At 64.6% G+C, this 17,540-nt stretch carries 17 protein-coding genes; 11 read left to right on the top strand and 6 right to left on the bottom strand.

Translation table 11 applies throughout. The features are described 5' to 3' along the window. Positions 1-310: 310 nt before the first annotated feature. The gene (locus UNPA324_RS17220) at positions 311-1,510 is read left to right on the top strand and encodes a TrmJ/YjtD family RNA methyltransferase (RefSeq protein WP_141935185.1); all 1,200 of its coding nucleotides are present in this window, start codon (positions 311-313) and stop codon (positions 1,508-1,510) included. A gap of 138 nt (positions 1,511-1,648) precedes the next feature. On the opposite strand, the gene UNPA324_RS17215 is transcribed toward UNPA324_RS17220, so the two are convergent. The 3 genes from UNPA324_RS17215 to mddA are packed head-to-tail and all read right to left on the bottom strand — an operon-like array spanning position 1,649 to position 4,153. Further along, positions 1,649-2,398 carry a PaaI family thioesterase gene (locus UNPA324_RS17215; protein ID WP_128920809.1) on the bottom strand — a complete coding sequence of 250 codons (750 nt, stop codon included), beginning with the start codon at positions 2,396-2,398 and terminating at the stop codon, positions 1,649-1,651. 10 nt (positions 2,399-2,408) lie between these two features. Beyond that, positions 2,409-3,386 carry an NADPH:quinone oxidoreductase family protein gene (locus UNPA324_RS17210; RefSeq protein ID WP_128920810.1) on the bottom strand — a complete coding sequence of 326 codons (978 nt, stop codon included), beginning with the start codon at positions 3,384-3,386 and terminating at the stop codon, positions 2,409-2,411. Further along, positions 3,383-4,153, bottom strand: coding sequence for a methanethiol S-methyltransferase (gene mddA / locus UNPA324_RS17205; RefSeq protein ID WP_128920811.1), 771 nt, complete (start codon positions 4,151-4,153; stop codon positions 3,383-3,385). Before mddA ends, UNPA324_RS17210 begins: the two co-directional genes overlap by 4 nt. A gap of 147 nt (positions 4,154-4,300) precedes the next feature. Between mddA and UNPA324_RS17200 the strand changes: the two genes are divergently transcribed. Continuing rightward, positions 4,301-5,842 carry a bifunctional AfsR/SARP family transcriptional regulator/alpha/beta hydrolase gene (locus tag UNPA324_RS17200; protein WP_141935184.1) on the top strand — a complete coding sequence of 514 codons (1,542 nt, stop codon included), beginning with the start codon at positions 4,301-4,303 and terminating at the stop codon, positions 5,840-5,842. A gap of 173 nt (positions 5,843-6,015) precedes the next feature. Here the strand turns inward: UNPA324_RS17200 and UNPA324_RS17195 are convergent, their stop codons facing one another. Next, entirely contained in the window at positions 6,016-6,660 is a 645-nt protein-coding gene (locus UNPA324_RS17195) for a TetR/AcrR family transcriptional regulator (protein ID WP_128920813.1), read from the bottom strand. Between the two features lie 246 nt (positions 6,661-6,906). Here UNPA324_RS17195 and UNPA324_RS17190 point away from each other — a divergent pair, with 246 nt between their 5' ends. Genes UNPA324_RS17190 through UNPA324_RS17180 form a run of 3 tightly spaced genes read left to right on the top strand, consistent with a single transcriptional unit; the run spans position 6,907 to position 9,549 of the window. After that, entirely contained in the window at positions 6,907-7,449 is a 543-nt protein-coding gene (locus tag UNPA324_RS17190; RefSeq protein WP_128920814.1) for an OsmC family protein, read from the top strand. A gap of 35 nt (positions 7,450-7,484) precedes the next feature. Further along, positions 7,485-8,618: an acyl-CoA dehydrogenase family protein gene (locus UNPA324_RS17185; protein ID WP_164936428.1), complete on the top strand. Its 1,134-nt coding sequence runs from the start codon at positions 7,485-7,487 to the stop codon at positions 8,616-8,618. 52 nt (positions 8,619-8,670) lie between these two features. Further along, complete coding sequence (locus UNPA324_RS17180) at positions 8,671-9,549, top strand: sulfurtransferase (RefSeq protein WP_128920816.1); 879 nt, start codon at positions 8,671-8,673, stop codon at positions 9,547-9,549. 117 nt (positions 9,550-9,666) lie between these two features. Here the strand turns inward: UNPA324_RS17180 and UNPA324_RS17175 are convergent, their stop codons facing one another. After that, on the bottom strand, positions 9,667-11,616 hold the full coding sequence (locus UNPA324_RS17175) for a sigma 54-interacting transcriptional regulator (protein WP_128920817.1): 1,950 nt from the start codon (positions 11,614-11,616) through the stop codon (positions 9,667-9,669). A gap of 160 nt (positions 11,617-11,776) precedes the next feature. Between UNPA324_RS17175 and UNPA324_RS17170 the strand changes: the two genes are divergently transcribed. From UNPA324_RS17170 to cynS, 4 genes are all read left to right on the top strand, one after another. After that, the gene (locus UNPA324_RS17170; RefSeq protein WP_128920818.1) at positions 11,777-13,156 is read left to right on the top strand and encodes a CmpA/NrtA family ABC transporter substrate-binding protein; all 1,380 of its coding nucleotides are present in this window, start codon (positions 11,777-11,779) and stop codon (positions 13,154-13,156) included. A gap of 166 nt (positions 13,157-13,322) precedes the next feature. Beyond that, complete coding sequence (gene ntrB / locus UNPA324_RS17160) at positions 13,323-14,162, top strand: nitrate ABC transporter permease (RefSeq protein WP_128920819.1); 840 nt, start codon at positions 13,323-13,325, stop codon at positions 14,160-14,162. A gap of 5 nt (positions 14,163-14,167) precedes the next feature. Further along, the gene (locus UNPA324_RS17155) at positions 14,168-15,100 is read left to right on the top strand and encodes an ABC transporter ATP-binding protein (protein WP_141935183.1); all 933 of its coding nucleotides are present in this window, start codon (positions 14,168-14,170) and stop codon (positions 15,098-15,100) included. Positions 15,101-15,164: 64 nt separating this feature from the next. Further along, positions 15,165-15,647, top strand: a complete 483-nt coding sequence (gene cynS / locus UNPA324_RS17150) for a cyanase (RefSeq protein ID WP_128920821.1) — start codon at positions 15,165-15,167, stop codon at positions 15,645-15,647. A 131-nt stretch (positions 15,648-15,778) separates the two neighbouring features. On the opposite strand, the gene UNPA324_RS17145 is transcribed toward cynS, so the two are convergent. After that, positions 15,779-16,102 carry a DUF1476 domain-containing protein gene (locus UNPA324_RS17145; RefSeq protein WP_128920822.1) on the bottom strand — a complete coding sequence of 108 codons (324 nt, stop codon included), beginning with the start codon at positions 16,100-16,102 and terminating at the stop codon, positions 15,779-15,781. 311 nt (positions 16,103-16,413) lie between these two features. On the opposite strand from UNPA324_RS17145, the gene purC reads away from it, so the two are divergent. Both purC and purS read left to right on the top strand, forming a co-directional pair. Then, positions 16,414-17,181: a phosphoribosylaminoimidazolesuccinocarboxamide synthase gene (purC, locus tag UNPA324_RS17140; protein WP_173015815.1), complete on the top strand. Its 768-nt coding sequence runs from the start codon at positions 16,414-16,416 to the stop codon at positions 17,179-17,181. Between the two features lie 12 nt (positions 17,182-17,193). Next, positions 17,194-17,433 (top strand): phosphoribosylformylglycinamidine synthase subunit PurS, encoded by a 240-nt coding sequence (gene purS, locus UNPA324_RS17135; RefSeq protein WP_014494125.1) that lies wholly within the window; start codon positions 17,194-17,196, stop codon positions 17,431-17,433. The last annotated feature ends 107 nt before the right edge of the window (positions 17,434-17,540 follow it).

Below are 17,540 nucleotides of genomic sequence, written 5' to 3'. Positions count from 1 at the left end.
CACGTGAATATCCGCCGCCTCTTAGCACCGGACCGCGGCGGGCGAAAGCCAAGGGATTATGCACTTTTAGCCGATCCAGCCCCCACAGATGGGAAGCCGGGCCCGGCCGCGCCGGGCGGGCAGGGATGAGGTTTCCAGCGAGATTCAAAAGTCGAATCCAACCCGTTATTTCCCTTGAGAATTTTGTCAGGACAGGCAAACGACAGGCGGACAACCCGGCCGGCCCAATGCGAACCTGATAGGCCGGCTTGAATCAATTCCTGAGAGCGCCTTGCCAAGGCCTTGAGAGACAGAGTGAAAGCAAAGCGAGATGTCGGGGACTGACAAGAGCAAGGCGGGGCTTTCCCTCGACGGTCCCATCGTGATCCTGGTCGAGCCGCAGCTCGGAGAAAACATCGGCATGGCCGCGCGTGCCATGGGCAATTTTGCGTTGTCGGCGCTGCGCATCGTCAACCCCAGAGACGGCTGGCCCAACCTCGCCGCCCAGCGCGCCGCGGCCGGCGCGGACCATATTCTGGAAAAGGTGGAATTGTTTGGCACGGTGGAAGAGGCGGTCGCCGACCTCGACCTCTTGTTCGCCACCACCGCGCGCCCCCACGACCAGGCCAAGCCGGTGGTCGGACCGGAGGCTGCGGCTAGCGAGATCGCCGGGCACGTCGCGACCGGCGGCAAGGCCGGTATTCTGTTCGGCAGGGAGCGCTGGGGGCTGACCAACGAGGAGGTCGGGCTCGCCAACCGCATCGTCACCTTCCCGGTCAATCCGGGCTTCGCCTCGCTCAACCTCGCCCAGGCCGTGCTGCTGGTCGGCTATGAATGGTTCAAGCTGATGACGTCGGGCGAGTTGCCGCACGCGATGCCGGAGCGCTCCGAGCGCGCCTCGCAGCACCAGATGCAGGCTTTCTTCGACAACCTCGTACGCGAGCTCGACAAGGTGGAATTTTTGCGTCCCGCCGAGAAGCGCGACACCATGGTGGTGAACCTGCGCAACATCTTCACCCGGATGGAGCCGACCAAGCAGGACATGCACACCCTGCACGGCGTGGTGATGGCGATCGCGGAGGGGCGCAAAGGCCCGGCCAAGGGCGGCGTGCTCGACGGCGAGCAGGCAACGCGCCTGCGCGCGCTTCTCGCCGAGCAGGGGCAGGGCGGCGGCGTCTCCGACAGCGGCTCGACCGTGCGCGGCCTCGCCCGCCTGCTCCGCCGAAACCCGACCGACGCCGAGCGCCTGCTTTGGCAGGCCCTGACCCGCGACCGCCGTTTCGCCGGCCAGTTCAAGCGCCAGACTCCGGTGGGGCGTCACATCCCGGACTTCGTCTCCTTCCCGCACCGGATCGCGATCGAGCTGGTCAACCCGGGCGAGGGCGACGCGATCGCTGCGGACCGCGCGGGGCGGCGGAGCTGGCTGGAGGCGCGGGACTATCGGGTGCTCGACATTCGCGCGGCGGATGTGGAGCGCGATCTGGAGGCGGAGTTGGTGCGGCTGCAGGGGATGATGGGGCACAGCGCGTAGGTTGCGTAGCGCGAAGGTTTCGTAGGGTGGATTAGCCGAAGGCGTAATCCACCAAAATCTGGCGCGGCGACCGAAGTGGTGGATTACGCCCACGGACCGCGCTGTGCGCGGGCCGCGAGCTAATCCACCCCTACGCACTTAGCGTCCGAGCTGCACCTTCCGTTCTACCGCGATCCATGTCGTCTTCGCCACAGCCAGCAACTTCCCGGCTTCATCATGCAGCGCGGCTTCGGCCGTGCGCTTGCGGCCGTCGCGGCCGGTGGGCCAGGCGGTGATGATGCAGGGCTCGCCGGGGCGGGGGCGGGCTTCGATGCGGGCTGACATCCGTCCGAGCAGGAGCGGGGTGTTCTCGAAGCTGCCGCTCCGTGAATCGTAATTGCAGGCAAAGCCGGTGGGGCAATCGAGCGCGGACCAGAGAAATTCGGGCGCGACGAGGCCATCCTCGGCGGCAAGATTCGGGTCGGGTGCCCAGCTCGCGGCGAGAACGGGGGTCTGCGCATAACGGCGGAGCGGGCCGGCGAAGATGCGCAGGCCATCGCCTTTCGTCCTTGCGGGACCGCAGACGAAACAGTTCGGCAGCGGATGCTCGTGCGGCCTGAACAACGCGAGCAATTCGGCCGTGCGCGCTTCCGGCAGGCTGGCGATCTCGACCCGCGCAAGCTCGACGCTCGCGGCGCGGCCGGTGGCGACGGCCTTGCCGCCGTCGCGAAGCTCCCATGTGCCGTCATTCGTCGCGATGGCATCGAGCGGCGTGTCGAGGGGCGGCGGCGCGCGTAGCGTTACCTCCGCAGGTCCGGGAATGTGCCGGGCCAGCCGGCCGCAGACATAGCCGCCGTTGCCGGAGTTCGGAGGGCCGCAATAGCGCTTGTCGATGATGATCTCTGTCATGGTGCGCACTCTACCTGATCCTGAGCACAATTCGTCCTTGAACGGTCCGGTTGGCCACGGCGCGCATGGCCTCGGTCACCTCCTCCAAAGGGAGGACGCGGTCGATGTGAGGGCGGATTTGTCCGCCGGCCAGCAATTGCACGAGCGACTCGTTCATGCGCGCCGCCTCCGCGGGGAATTTTTCCGCCCAGGCGCCGACAAAGACGCCGATGATGGAATAGTTCTTCAGCAGCGGCAGGTTCATCGGCAGTGACGGAATCTCGCCGCCAGTGAAGCCGATCGGCATCAGCCGTCCGCCCCAGGCCATCACACGGGCCATCTGCTCGAATATCGCGCCGCCGAGATTATCGAAGCCGATGTCGATGCCATTGCCGCCGGTGATCGCCTTGATCCGGTCGCGCAGATCTTCGCTGCGATAGTTGACGACCGCGCCGGCGCCATAGCCGCGAACCAGGGCCGCCTTGTCGTCGGAGCCGACGCCGGCGACGATACGCAGGCCCAGATGGCGGGCGAGATCGACCACGGCAAGTCCAACACCGCCGGCTGCCCCCGTGACGAACAGCGTTTCGCCACGCTGCGCTCGTGCCCGCTCGACCAGCGCATAATAAGCCGTGCCGTAATTATGCAGGAAAGCCGCTGCGGTCTCGAACGAGACGCCGTCGGGCAACCGCACGCACTTGGATTCCTTCGCAATCATCCGTTCGGCGTAGCAGCCGGTCCAGCTGCTGCAGGCTATGCGATCACCGGGCGCGAACTTGGTCACCTTGTTGCCGGTTGCGACAACGGTTCCGGATGCCTCCGTGCCCGGCACGAAGGGCGTCGGCGGCCGCATCTGGTAAAGACCGGAAACCAGCAGCTGGTCCATGAAGCTTACCGAGGCCGCATGGACGTCGATGAGAATATCGTGAGCGGCGGGCTGGGGCACATCGATCTCACCGAGGCGCAAATCGCCAGGTCCGGTGAACGAGTGGCAGAGAATGGCTTTCATCGCGGCGCTCCGACAGGCCGACGATCTTCGTTGCGGCGGCGCGCGAACAGACCTGGCACGAGCATCGGAACGCGCCGGCGATATTCTTGATACGTCGCCCCGAACACGGCGATCAGGTCGCGCTCTTCGAACTGCAATGCGACCAGGATGTAGGCCGTGTTGGCGAGCGCGAACAGCAGATGGCCTCCGGTCATCGCGGGCGTGGCCCAGAACGCGAGTAGAAAGCCGAGCATGATCGGATGCCGCACGACCTTGTAGAGCAGCGGCGTCCGGAACGACTGGCGGGGCATCTCGGCCCCCCGCAACGCGAGAAAAGCCTGGCGCAAGCCGAACAAATCGAAATGATCGATCATGTGGGTCGAGGCGAACGCAATCAGCCAGCCGAGCCAATGCACGGAGGTCAGCAACCAGGCCGCAATTCCGCTTGCCTGCCAGACCGGTGCAGGGATCGGCCGCCACTGCCAGAACAGCAAGAGAAGGATCAGGCTGGAGAGCAACACATAGGTGCTGCGCTGACAGGCCGCGGGAATGAATTCGGCCAGCCATCGCTTGAAGGCCGGGCGTGCCATGACGCTGTGCTGGACGGCGAACAGGCTCATCAGCAGCAGGTCGACGACGATGGCCTCGCCAACATTCGAAGCCGGGCCGACGTCGATGGACTTCGCCACGACATAATTGCCGACGAAACCGAGCGCGTAGAGAAATGAAACCGTGAAGATGGCATAGCTCACGAGGCCGTAGAGCAGGATTGCGAGACGGGTGAACATGGTTTTTCCTATTGTCCTGATGGCAACGGTGCCGCATGCAGAGCCCGAGCGCTCGCTGGCGAGCAGGCTCGATCCGGCCCGACCGTACCCGCCGGACCGTCCCCTGCGCGTCCCCCGGGGGACGCAAGCCGGAAGAAGAGGATTTCCATGACGGCTTTCTCGCTGGAGACGTTCGGGTTCCCCGAGGTCTACGCCGACGGCCGCCCGATCAAGCTGGCCTTGCGCAAGGGGCTTGCGCTGCTGGTCTATCTCGGGGAGGCCAAGGGCGTCGTCGCGCGCGAAATCATGGCCACGCTGCTGTGGCCGGAGACGCCCCGGGTGACCGGCCTTGCGCGCTTGCGGCGGCTGCTTCACCGCGTCGAGCTCTCGCTTGGCCAGTCGGTGTTCGAGACCGACCGCACCAGTCTGCGATGGTCGCCGGACGTCGAGCTGAACCTCGACTCGCGTCGGTTCGAGGACGCCTGCGATCGCAGCGCGTTCGAACAGGCCTGCCTGATTTACCGGGGCGACTTCCTGGCGGGCTTCGCTCCGGAAGACTGCCCCGAGTTCGACGACTGGGCGTTCTTCCGCCGCGAGGCGCTGCGGGGGCGGCTGGTGCATGCGCTGGAGCGCCTCGTGCAGGACAAGAACGCGGCCGGAGATCATTTTGCCGCGACAGCACATGCACAGCGTCTGGTCGAGCTCGATCCGCTCAGCGAAGTGTATGGCCGGCACTTGATCCGCAGCCTGCTGCTGGCCGGCGACCGTAGCGCGGCGGAGCGGCATCACGCGGCGCTGACGCAGCGGCTGCGGGACGAACTCGGCGTCGCGCCGGAGGCTGAGACCGAAGCGCTGATGAGTCCGGCTGCGGCACCGCACGCCGCTCCGATGACGCGCTACGTGAAGGGCGCCGGGGTGCATCTGGCCTATCAGACCTATGGCAGCGGCCCGCTCGATATTTTGGTGATGCCCGGCTTCGTGTCGCATGTGGAGCGCGCCTGGGAGAGCCCTGCGAGCCGGACGTTCCTGGCGTCATTGATGAAGCTTGGGCGTCTCATCGTGTTCGATCGTCGTGGCATCGGGCTGTCCGACCGGGTCGGATCGGCGCCTGGTATCGACGTCACCGCCGAGGATATCGGCACCGTGCTGCGCGCGGCGGATTCGCGCCGCGTCGTGCTGTTCGGCGCGTCCGAATGCGGGCCGGCTTGCGTCAAGTTCGCGGTCGAAGAACCGCGACGTGTCGCCGGGCTCATCCTGTTCGGCGCGCTGGCCAAGGGCTGCTGGTCAGAGGACTACCCGCATGCATTGCGCGCCAGTCAGTATGACGCCTGGAGCAGGCATCTGATCGCGCAATGGGGCGGACCGGTTGGAATCGAGACCTTCGCGCCCAGCCTTGCGGGCGATCCCCAGGCGCGCGCTTGGTGGGCCGGACTGCTGCGCGCGGCGTCCAGTCCCGGCGGCATCTCGGCCGTGCTCGAGGCGTTCCGCGACGCCGACGTGAGGCGCCTTCTACCTGAGATCACCGTGCCGACGCTGGTCCTGCACCGGCGCGGCGATCAGGCTGTGCGGATCGCTGCCGGTCGCGACATTGCGAGCCGGATCAAGGGCGCAGAGTTCGTCGAGCTCGACGGCAACGATCACTGGTTCTTCGCCGGCGATCAGCAGCCGGTGCTCGAGGCGATCAGGGGATTTGTCGAACGCATTCTTTAGGGTGGGTTAGCCGTAGGCGTAACCCACCATCTCTCTCGCGGCGACGAAAGTGGTGGATTACGCTTCGCTAATCCACCCTGCGCACGAAGTGCCGTAGCCCGGATGAGCGGAGCGATATCCGGGAAGAGGTCCCGCATGTCGCTCCGCTCATGCGGGCTAAGAGACCGGAGGAATCACACCGCTTCCAACTGCTCCGCGCGCTTCTTCTTTGACTTGGATTGGCCGAGCAGGGGGCCTGCCGTGAGCGCCGCCGTATCGGCCACGCCAGGGTCGCGCGAGATCATCGCGGCGACGATGGCGCCGTCGATGAGCAGGCCGAGCTGGTGCGCGAGCACGGCAGGCTCACTCGAGCCCAGCTCGCCGGCGAGCTTCTCGATGTGGCCGAGCACGATCTTCTTGTGCTTTAGCGCGATGTTGCGGAACTGCTTGGCGTCCTTGTCGTGCTCGCCGACCGCGTTGATGAAGGGGCAGCCGTAGAAGCGTTCCTCCGCGAACCAGCTCTTCAGCGCCGGGAAGATGCGCGTGAGCTTGGCCTGCGCGTCGCCGCCGCCTTCTTCCATGGCGGCGATGAACCATTCGCGCCACTGCTTGCCTTCGCTTTCCAGCACCGCGTTGACGAGATTGGTCTTGGAGCCGAACAGCTTGTAGAGCGTGGTCTTCGCGGTGCCGGCCTCTTCGATGATCGCATCGATGCCGGTGGCGTTGATTCCGTTCTTGCAGAACAGATGCGAGGCGGCGCTGAGCAGGCGCCCGCGCGCGGATTCGTCGTCGCCAGCGGCGGCGTGGGGCGAGGTCTTCTTCGATGACGTCTTTGCCATGATGATGAACTTACCCGCAGCCGCGCGGTATCATCAAGCCGCATCTGTTTCGCGCCGAAAAGATTCGCACGGCAAGCCGCATCTGCATCGCCTTTGGGCAAACTGCGGCTGATCAGTCCCCAGGCAGTCATCGCTAAGCGGCTCCATTACCTCGCATTTCGTTTTCGGCCCCCTTTGGCACGCCCTATGCAAGGAAACAGACCGTTCGGTATCCTGCCGTTTTCCACGGCTGCCAGGGAGAAGATGATGACTGCCGTCGTTCAAAAGACAGTGCTGACGGGGTGCCTTGCGCCCATCGACAAGAATGGCCTCGAGCAACTGATTGCGAGCGGCAAAGCCAACCCGAAGATCGTCAAGACCTTGAAGTGCAAGACGGTCGCGGAAGGAAAATTCCGCCACGCCAACTACATCCGCAATCTGCCGCCCTACATTGTCGACGAGCCGCCGGGCCTGTTGGGTGACGACACCGCGCCCAATCCGTCGGAAGCCTCGCTCGCCGCGCTCGGCTCGTGCCTTGCCGTCGGCCTGCACGCCAACGCCGTGCACCGCGGCTGGATCGTCAACAAGCTCGAGCTCGAACTCGAGGGCGACCTCAACATCACCGCGGTCTGGGGCACCGGCGACACCTCGGACAAGCCAGTCGGCTTCACCGACGTCCGCGTCAAGGTCGACATGGCGTGCGAGGGCATTGCGCAGGACGAGATCAACGCGCTGGTCGCCCATGTGAAGAAATGGTCGCCGGTCGCCAACACTTTCACCCGCCCGGTCAATCTCGAGGTCGGCATCTAGCCGACGGCAACCAGGACAAGGTGCGGGAGACGATCATGGGTTCACTGGCTTTATCGCGGGTCGACGTTTTGGATCAGCCCGCACCGTCCATTGCAGGCGAGGTGGCGCGGATTGCGCGGGAGCAGCTCGCGCCGCTCGCCGCCGGCATCGACGACGGTTCGGTCTATCCGGCCGACGTGCTTCGCAAGTTCGGCGAGATCGGCGCCTGGGGCAGTCACATGCCTCATGAGGGACCTGCCGACCTGCGCTGCGCGATCCAGGCGATGGCGGCGATCGGCGAGGTCTGCGGAGCGACTGCCTTCATGGCCTGGTGCCAGAACACGCTGGTCTGGTACGCCGCCAACTCGACCAACATGAAGCTCGCCAAGCGCTTTGGCGATGCGTTCTCGACCGGCCGTGTGCTCGGCGGCACCGGGCTCTCCAATCCCATGAAGAGCTTCTTCGGCATCGAGAAGCTGAAGCTGAAGGGGCGAAAGGTCGAGGGCGGCTATATCGTGCGCGGTGCGCTGCCCTGGGTCTCCAATCTCGGTCCCGACCATTATTTCGGCGCCATTTTCGAGCGTGAGGACGAGCCGGGCATCGCAAGTGGCGAGCCCGGCACTGTGATGTTTCTGGCCGATTGCTCGGACCCCGCCGTCACGCTGACGCCGTGCAAGCCGTTCCTCGCGATGGACGGCACCGGCACTTATGGCGTGCAGTTCCGCGACGTCTTCGTGCCGGACGAGCTGATCCTCGCCGATCCCGCAGGCCCCTTCGTGAAGAAGATCCGCGCCGGCTTCATCCTGCTGCAGGCCGGCATGGCGCTCGGCCTCATCAAGGACTGCATTAACATCATGAGCGAGGTTGATGGTCCCCTCGGCCATATCAACCGTTATCTGCCGCAGCAGCCGGTGCATTTCGGTGATCTCGCCGCCGAGATCGAGTCCGAGACCATGGCGCTGGCTCGCGATCCCTATAACGAGGAGGAGACCTACTGGCGCAAGGTGATTGCGCTGCGCTTGCGCGCCGGCGAAGCCAGCGTCGCGGCGGCGCATGCCGCGATGCTGCATTGTGGCGCGCGCGGCTACCTGAAGAGTCACCGCGCGCAGCGGCGCCTGCGCGAGGCCTATTTCGTCGCGATCGTCACGCCGGCCACCAAGCAGCTGCGCAAGATGCTCGCTGATTGCTGAGCTTCACGAGTCCACCCCAGAAGACCACTTAACCTCAACGGAGAGGCTGCCAATGACGGACGTTCTGATCTCTGCCAGCGAACTTGCCGATCTCTTGAAGCTCGAACCGTGTGTCGTGATCGACACCCGCAATCCCGACGCCTATGGTGCCGGGCACCTGCCGGGCGCCGTGAACGTGCACGAGATTTTCACGTTTCTTGCGACCTCGACGCCCGAGGGCATCAGCGAGCTGAAGACCAAATTCGCCGACGCCTTCGGTGCCGCCGGCCTCTCCGGCAAGGAGACGGCCGTGATCTACGAGCAGTCGATGAATTCCGGCTTCGGCCAGTCCTGCCGCGGCTACTATCTCCTCGCCATGCTCGGCTATCCCAAGGTCAAGGTGCTGCATGGCGGCTTCGACGCGTGGGCCGCCGCGGGTCTTCCGGTGACGAAGGATGTCCCGGCGCCGGCCAAGGCTTCGTTCGCGATCGTGCCGGAAGCCGGCGAGATCCTGATCGACGCGAAAACCATGCTCGCCGCGGTCGGCAAGCCCGGCATCGCCATCCTCGACGTGCGCGACGTCGACGAGTGGATCGGCGACAGCTCGTCTCCGTACGGCAAGGATTTCTGCCCGCGCAAGGGCCGCATCCCCGGTGCGGTGTGGCTGGAATGGTACCGCATGATGAAGCCGACGGCCGAGGGCCCGCGCTTCAAGTCCAAGGACGAGATTTTGGCGGAATGCGCGACCGTCGGTATCACGCAAGCCACACCCGTCTACCTCTACTGCTTCAAGGGCGCGCGGGCCTCGAACACGTTCCTGGCGCTCAAGAACGCCGGCGTGAAAGACGTGCGGATGTATTTCGGCTCCTGGAACGAATGGTCGCGCGATCCATCGCTGCCGATCGAGCAGGGATTGCCGGTGGCCTCCGACGTCACCACCAAGGCGGCGTGAGCGCGCGCCTCGTCCCTCGAGACGACCGCTTCGCGGTCTCCTCAGGATGAGGCTCAGCGGCATCGGTGTCTGTTGCTTCCGTTGCCGCGCACTCTGCCCTCATCCTGAGGAGCCCGCCTAACGCGGGCGTCTCGAAGGATGGCCCGCATGCGGCGGACGAGGCGTGATTGCCAGCGCCTTGATCCGCGAGGCCAATGTGGTCGGCTTGATATCGAGCATCTCGGCCGCCCCGCCGGGACCGAACACTTTTCCAGCGCAGGCCTCTAATGCGGCTTGAATATTGGCGCGCTCGAGGTCGCGCATTTCCGACGACGTCATGACGGCGGGGCGCGCATCCGCCTTCACGCGCGCGGCGCTGGCCGGAGCTTGCGCGCCGGGGACATCCGGCAGATCGATGCGCAGGCGGCCGTTCTGCGACAGGATCGCCGCGCGCTCGATCACGTTCTGCAATTCGCGGACATTGCCGGGCCAGTCGTAGCGCGTCAGGCGGCGCGCATCGCCTTCCGACAGCCGCAAATTCGACTTCAGCGCCTTGCTCTCGCGCGTCAGGAAATGCTGGGCGAGCAGGGGAATGTCCTCGCGCCGCTCGCGCAACGGGACGGTCTCGATCGGAAACACGTTGAGGCGGAAATAGAGATCCTCGCGGAAGCGGCCGCGCTGCACCTCCTGCTTGAGGTCGCGGTTGGTCGCGGCGATGACGCGGACGTCGACCGCGCGCGTGCGCTCCTGGCCGACGCGCTCGAAATGGCCCTCCTGCAACACGCGCAGCAGCTTGCCCTGCAATTCGAGCGGGATCTCGCCGACCTCGTCGAGGAACAGCGTGCCGCCATCGGCGAGCTCGAACCGGCCGATGCGATCGCGCGTCGCGCCGGTGAAGGCGCCGCGGACATGGCCGAAGAATTCGCTCTCGAACAATTCGCGCGGGATCGCGGCGCAGTTGACGCGGATCAGCGGCCGGTCGCTGCGGGTGGAATCCTCGTGAATGGCGCGCGCGATCAACTCCTTGCCGGTGCCGGACTCGCCGGTGATCATCACCGCCGCGGTGGTCGGCGCCACCAGCTTGACCTGGCGCAGCGTCTTCTGAATCGCCTCGCTTCCACCGATGATGCCGCGCGGATTGGTCTCGATGCGGATCTCCTCCTGGAGGTAGGCGTTCTCCAGCTCGAGCCGTTCGCGCAGGCGATCGACTTCAGTGAGCGCGGCGTGCAGCTTCTCGTCGGCCTCGCGCCGCTGGCTGACATCGCGAAACACGACGACCGCGCCAACCACCACGCCGCGGTCGCGGATCGGGGTGGAGGTGTATTCGACCCAGGCCGGCGAGCCGTCCTTGCGCCAGAATACCTCGCCGTCGACCTGGTGCACGGCGCCGTCGCGGAACGCCGCATAGATCGGGCAGTCGTGGTTGTGATAGTGCCGGCCGTCGTGATGGGTGTGGTGCACGATCGGGTGGATTTCCTTGCCGACCAGCTCCTCGGCGGTCCAGCCAAGCATGCGTTCGGCAGCCGGGTTCACGAAGGTGGTCTTTCCTTCCGCGTTGACGCCGTAGATACCCTCGCCGGCGGCGCGCAGGATCAGCTGGTTCTCGCGCTCGATGTCCTGGAACACGCGCTCGACGCGCTGCCAGGTCGAGATGCCGCCGCGCATATGGTCTTCGGCGGCGGCATCGACATTGCGCCGGCGGCGCACTTCCAGATCGGTCAGCGTGAGCAGCAGCAGCGTACGGCCGTCGTGCGGCAGGAGGCAGCCGGCATGTTCGAGTTGGAGATTTTGGCCTGTCGCGTGGCGGGGATTGAGCGCCGTGGTCCAGTAGGCGCCCTTGTGCAGCACGGCCTGGGTGAAGACGGTGAGGGCCGCAAGATCACCCGCATGGAGCGTGCTCGCCCTGGTCTGCCGCAGCAGCGCGCGGTCATAGCCGAGCAGGGCGCAGGCGGCGGGATTGGCGTCGACGATCTGGTCGCTGAAGGGATCGACCAGCAGCGTCGCCTCGACAGTGGATTCGAAGGCTGTGATGCGCGGGTCGATGGCGGGAGCCACATCGTCGTGGACGGGCATTGGCGTCGTTGCCATTGCGAAATCTCGTAATTGAACTACGAAATGTCGTTTATCACGAGTTTTCGTAGTCGCCAAGCGCGCAGGAAAGTGCAGCATCATCAAAGCACTCCACGTCCGGGCAGCGGTGGCATGCTCCTTGCGTAATTCCTTCTCGCAACGACGCGCAGGAGGGCCGATGTCCACGTTCGACAACCCGTTTGATCCCGATCGCAACCTTCGAGGCGGCTGTGCCTGCGGCCAGCATCGTTCTGCTGCAGAGCACGAGCAGGCGAAAGCGCTGCGCTGCGAACCGGTCGAGAGCGAAGAGAAGCGCTACGAGGGCGTCGTCGCCTCCGCTGTGATGCGCGCGATGTTTCCGCAGGACGTGGCGCGGCGCGCGTTCCTGAAGTCGGTCGGTGCCTCGACAGCTCTGGCGGCGCTGTCGCAGTTCTTCCCGTTGAAGACGGCGACCGAAGTCTTTGCCCAGGCCGGCACACCCGAGAAAAAGGATCTCAAGGTCGGGTTCATCCCGATCACCTGCGCGACGCCCATCATCATGGCAGCCCCGCTCGGCTTCTATGCCAAGCACGGGCTCAACGTCGAGGTGGTCAAGACCGCCGGCTGGGCCGTGATCCGCGACAAGACCATCAACAAGGAATACGACGCCGCCCACATGCTGGCGCCGATGCCGATCGCGATCTCGCTTGGCCTTGGCGCCAACGCGATTCCGTTCGCGGTGCCAGCGATCGAGAACATCAACGGGCAGGGCATCGTGCTGGCGGCCAAGCACAAGGACAAGCGCGATCCCAAGGACTGGAAGGGAATGAAGTTCGCCATCCCCTTCGACTATTCCATGCACAATTACCTCTTGCGCTATTATCTCGCCGAACACGGTCTCGACCCCGATACCGACGTGCAGCTGCGCTCGGTACCGCCGCCGGAGATGGTAGCGAACCTCCGCGCCGACAACATCGACGGCTTCCTCGCGCCCGACAACGTCTGCCAGCGCGCGATCTATGACGGCGTCGGCTTCATGCACCTGCTGTCGAAGGAGATCTGGGACGGGCATCCCTGCTGCAGCTTTGCCGCCAGCCGTGAGTTCATCACAAGCGCGCCGAACAGCTTTGCGGCGCTGACGCGCGCCATCGTCGATGCGACGGCTTACGCGTCCAAGGCGGAGAACCGCAAGCAGATCGCGGAAGCCATCGCGCCGGCCAATTACATCAACGCGCCGGTCACGGTGCTGGAGCAGGTGCTGACCGGCACCTACGCCGACGGACTCGGCGGGGTGAAGACCGACGCCAAGCGCGTCGATTTCGATCCGTTCCCCTGGCAGTCCTTTGCGGTGTGGATGCTGACCCAGATGAAGCGCTGGGGCCAGATCAAGGGCGACGTCGACTACAAGGCGGTCGCCGAGCAGGTGTATCTGGCGACCGACACCAAGAAGTTGATGACCGAGATGGGCCTGTCGCCACCCGCGAGCGCCTACAAATCCTTCGCGGTGATGGGCAAGACTTTCGATCCGGCCAAACCTGAGGACTATCTGGCGAGCTTCAAGATCAGGAAGGGGGCGTGATGGGCGGCGCTCTCTCGTCGTCGTCGTCCCGGCGAACGCCGGGACCCATACCGCGGAACCCATCGAATTTGATCGGTAGGAGCACCGAACAACGAGTCTTCAAACTTCTCCCTGGGGTTATGGGTCCCGGCGTTCGCCGGGACGACATGTGGAGAGGTCTCGCGCAATGACATCCTCCCTCCGTCTCCGCGCCGCCCTCGTTTCGATCTCGCTGCTCGTCGCGTTTCTCGGCGTCTGGCATCTCGCCACGCGCTCGACCGGCACCACGACGACGATGAGCCCGGAATATGCCAAGCTGATGGGCCTGACCGCGACGCAAGGCAAGTCCGCCATGCCCGGGCCGCTCGATGTCGGCGCCAAGCTGTGGGAGCATCTCAAGCGTCCGTTCTACGACAACGGGCCGAACGACAAGGGCCTCGGCATCCAGCTCGCTTATTCCATCGCGCGCGTCGGCACCGGCTATCTGCTGGCCGTGCTGGTCGCGATCCCGCTCGGCTTCTTGATCGGCATGTCGCCGCTGCTGAGCAAGGCGCTCGACCCCTTCATCCAGGTGCTCAAGCCGATCTCGCCGCTGGCCTGGATGCCGCTCGCGCTCTACACGATCAAGGATTCCTCGATTTCCGCGATCTTCGTCATCTTCATCTGCTCGATCTGGCCGATGCTGCTCAACACCGTGTTCGGCGTCGCCGGCGTGCGCAAGGAATGGATCCACGTCGCGCGCACGCTGGAGGTCGGCACCGTCAGGCGGGCCTTCACCGTGATCCTGCCAGCGGCGGCGCCGACGATCCTGACCGGCATGCGCATCTCGATCGGCATCGCCTGGCTCGTCATCGTCGCCGCCGAGATGCTCGTCGGCGGCACCGGCATCGGCTATTTCGTCTGGAACGAGTGGAATAATTTGTCGATCACCAACGTCATCATCGCGATCCTCCTGATCGGAATCATCGGCATGCTGCTCGACCAGATCCTCGCGCGCTTCACGCGCATGGTCACGTTTCCGGAGTAGGCGCCGTGTCCGACAAATTCATCTCCATCGAAGCCATCGCGAAGCGCTATCCCGGCGCGGATGGCGCCACGACCACCGTGTTCGAAAATTTGTGGCTGTCGATGGCGCGGGGCGAATTTGCTTGCGTGATCGGCCATTCCGGCTGCGGCAAGACCACGGTGCTGAACATCCTCGCCGGCCTCGATGTGCCAAGCGAAGGCGCCGTCATCGTCGACGGGCAGGCGATTTCCGGCACCAGCCTCGACCGCGCGGTGATCTTCCAGAGCCATGCGCTGTTGCCCTGGCGCACCGTGCTTGGCAACGTCGCCTACGCCGTCAGCTCGAAATGGCGGAGCTGGGATCGCGCCAAGGTCAAGGCGCACGCGCAGACCTTCATCGATCTCGTCGGTCTCACCGGCTCCGAGCACAAGCGGCCCTCGGAATTATCGGGGGGCATGAAGCAGCGCGTCGGCATCGCGCGGGCGTTGTCGATCACGCCGAAAATGATGCTGATGGACGAGCCGTTCTCGGCGCTGGACGCATTGACGCGCGGCACGCTGCAGGACGAGGTCCGGCGCATTTGCCTTGAGACCGGGCAGACCGCGTTCATGATCACCCATGACGTCGACGAGGCGATCTATCTCGCCGACAAGATCTTCCTGATGACCAACGGGCCCGGCGCGGTGCTCGCGGAGGTCGTTGAGAATCCGCTGCCGCGGGATCGCGGCCGCACCGATCTGCACCGCCATCCGCTCTACTACGCGCTGCGCAACCACATCATCGATTTCCTGGTGACGCGCAGCAAGACCTTTGCCGCCGAGACGCCCGGTCACGATCCGCGTAACGTGCCGCTGGTGCAGATCGGCAAGCCCGGGCTGACGATCGCATCTGATGCCAAACCGGAGCCGTCACGGGAGACGTCATGGCCGGGCTTGTCCCGGCCATCCACGTCTTCGTGATGCGGCCAAGAACGTGGATGGCCGGGACAAGCCCGGGCATGACGAATAAACCAAGGAGACCGACATGAAACGCGAAGACCTCACCGAAAAGCTGCTCGACATCAAGCGCGAGAAGGGCTGGAGCTGGAAGCACATCTGCGACAAGATCGGCGGTTATTCCGAGGTGCTGATAACAGGCGCCATCCTCGGCCAGATGAAATTGACCAAGCCGCAGGCCGCCAATGCCGGCGAGCTGTTCGGCCTGTCGAAGGCGGAAGTCGCCATGCTGAACGAGACGCCGATGCGCGGCATGACCATGCCCCCGACTGACCCCCTGATCTATCGCTTCTATGAATTGGTGATGGTGAACGGCCCGGCCTGGAAGGCCTTGATCGAGGAGGAGTACGGCGACGGCATCATGTCGGCGATCGATTTCGACATGGTGATGGAGCGCTTGCCCAACCCGAAGGGCGACCGCGTCAAGATCACCATGAGCGGCAAGTTCCTGCCGTACAAATATTACGGCGCCAGCGGTAACGTGCCGGAATACGGCTTCAAGGAGGAGTGAGGTTTGGGGGCATTCCGGACGCCGCGTCAGCGGCGATCCGGAATCTCGAGATTCTCAGGTGCGCAATCGCACCATAGCTCGGCCCTCTCGGACCGTCCCGGAATGACGGTGTGTGGAGACGCGCGCGGACCCTATTTCCCCGCCTTCACCTCGGCGGCCGCGACCGCGAGCAGCTCGCTCATCTTGGCGCGAATCGCCTGCTCGGTGACGTTAACGTTCTTGGCGGCGAAATCGGCCGTCAGCTTGCGCAGGACGTCGGCATCGCCGGCCTCCTCGAAGTCGGCCGCGACCACTTCCTTGGCATAGGCGGTGGCGGCATCACCTGACATGCCGAGCTTTTCGGCCGCCCACAGTCCGAGCAGCCGGTTGCGGCGGGCCTCGGCCTTGAATTTCTGCTCCTCGTCGAGGGCGAACTTCTTCTCAAAGCCTTCCTCGCGCTTGTTGATTTCGCTCATGCCTTGTTCCAAATCCCCTGCTGAATGGCGCGGGAGCCTTCCGTTGCGGCGGCCCGGCTGCATGCCTACATAGCTAGCACGAATCGGCAAAACAACGGGCCGTTAAGCCGCAGGCAAGGTGGTATAAGTTGGCGCCGGACGGCCGGATCGATTGTGCTTGGACAGCCAATCGGATAGGTTGCCTGAAGGTCCAGTTCCCGTTCTGTTTCCTCGGGTTCCGGGCCGTTCACGGCAGCTCCGCTGTGGGTCATAAATCCTAGTAATCGGAGCACACCAAATACATGGATTTCAACAAAACACGGTACATCCCCATGAGCCGTCGGCGTCGCATTTATGAAGGCAAGGCAAAGGTTCTCTATGAAGGCCCGGAGCCCGGTACCCTGATCCAGCATTTCAAGGACGACGCCACCGCGTTCAATGCGAAAAAGCATCAGGTGATCGAGGGCAAGGGCGTCCTCAACAACCGGATCTCGGAGTACCTGTTTCAGCACCTCAACGACATCGGGGTGCCGACCCATTTCATCCGCCGCCTCAACATGCGCGAGCAGTTGATTCGCGAGGTCGAGATCGTGCCGCTCGAGGTGGTGGTACGGAACGTCGCCGCCGGCTCGCTGTCGCAGCGTCTCGGTATCGAGGAGGGCACCCAGCTGCCCCGCTCGATCATCGAATTCTATTACAAGAACGACCAGCTCAACGACCCCATGGTGTCGGAAGAGCACATCACCGCCTTCGGCTGGGCGACGCCCCAGGAGATCGACGACATCATGGCGCTCGCCATCCGTGTCAACGACTTCCTCACCGGCCTCTTCCTCGGCATCGGCATCCGCCTCGTCGACTTCAAGATGGAGTGTGGCCGCCTGTTCGAGAACGAGATGATGCGCATCATCGTCGCCGACGAGATCTCGCCGGACAGCTGCCGGCTGTGGGACATCAAGTCGAACGAGAAGCTCGACAAGGATCGTTTCCGCAGGGACCTCGGCGGTCTGCTCGAGGCCTATACCGAAGTTGCAAAGCGCCTCGGCATCCTCATGGAGAACGAGCGTCCGCAGGGCTCCGGCCCGGTGCTGGTGAAGAGCTGAAGGGATTTTGACGTGAAGGCACGTGTCACCGTTACCCTGAAGACGGGCATTCTCGATCCGCAAGGCAAGGCCATCGAAGGCGCACTGAAGTCGCTCGGCGTCGACGGCGTCGCCAGCGTCCGCCAGGGCAAAGTGTTCGACATCGAGCTCGCCGGCGCCGACAAGGCCAAGGCCGAAGCCGCGCTGAAGGAAGCTGCGGACAAGCTGCTGGCGAACACCGTGATCGAGAATTATCGGGTGGAGATCGTCTGATCTGTCCTGAGGAGCGCGCCCTTCGCGCGCGTCTCGAAGGATGAAGGCCGATGCGCAAGAGATGGGCCTGCATGGTTCGAGACGGCGCTTGCGCGCCTCCTCACCAT

Source organism: Bradyrhizobium sp. UNPA324 (genome assembly GCF_006658635.1).
In the GTDB taxonomy this organism is placed as follows: domain Bacteria; phylum Pseudomonadota; class Alphaproteobacteria; order Rhizobiales; family Xanthobacteraceae; genus Bradyrhizobium; species Bradyrhizobium nanningense.
The sequence above is the reverse complement of the archived record's forward strand: the minus strand, read 5'-3'. Positions and strand labels throughout refer to the sequence as shown.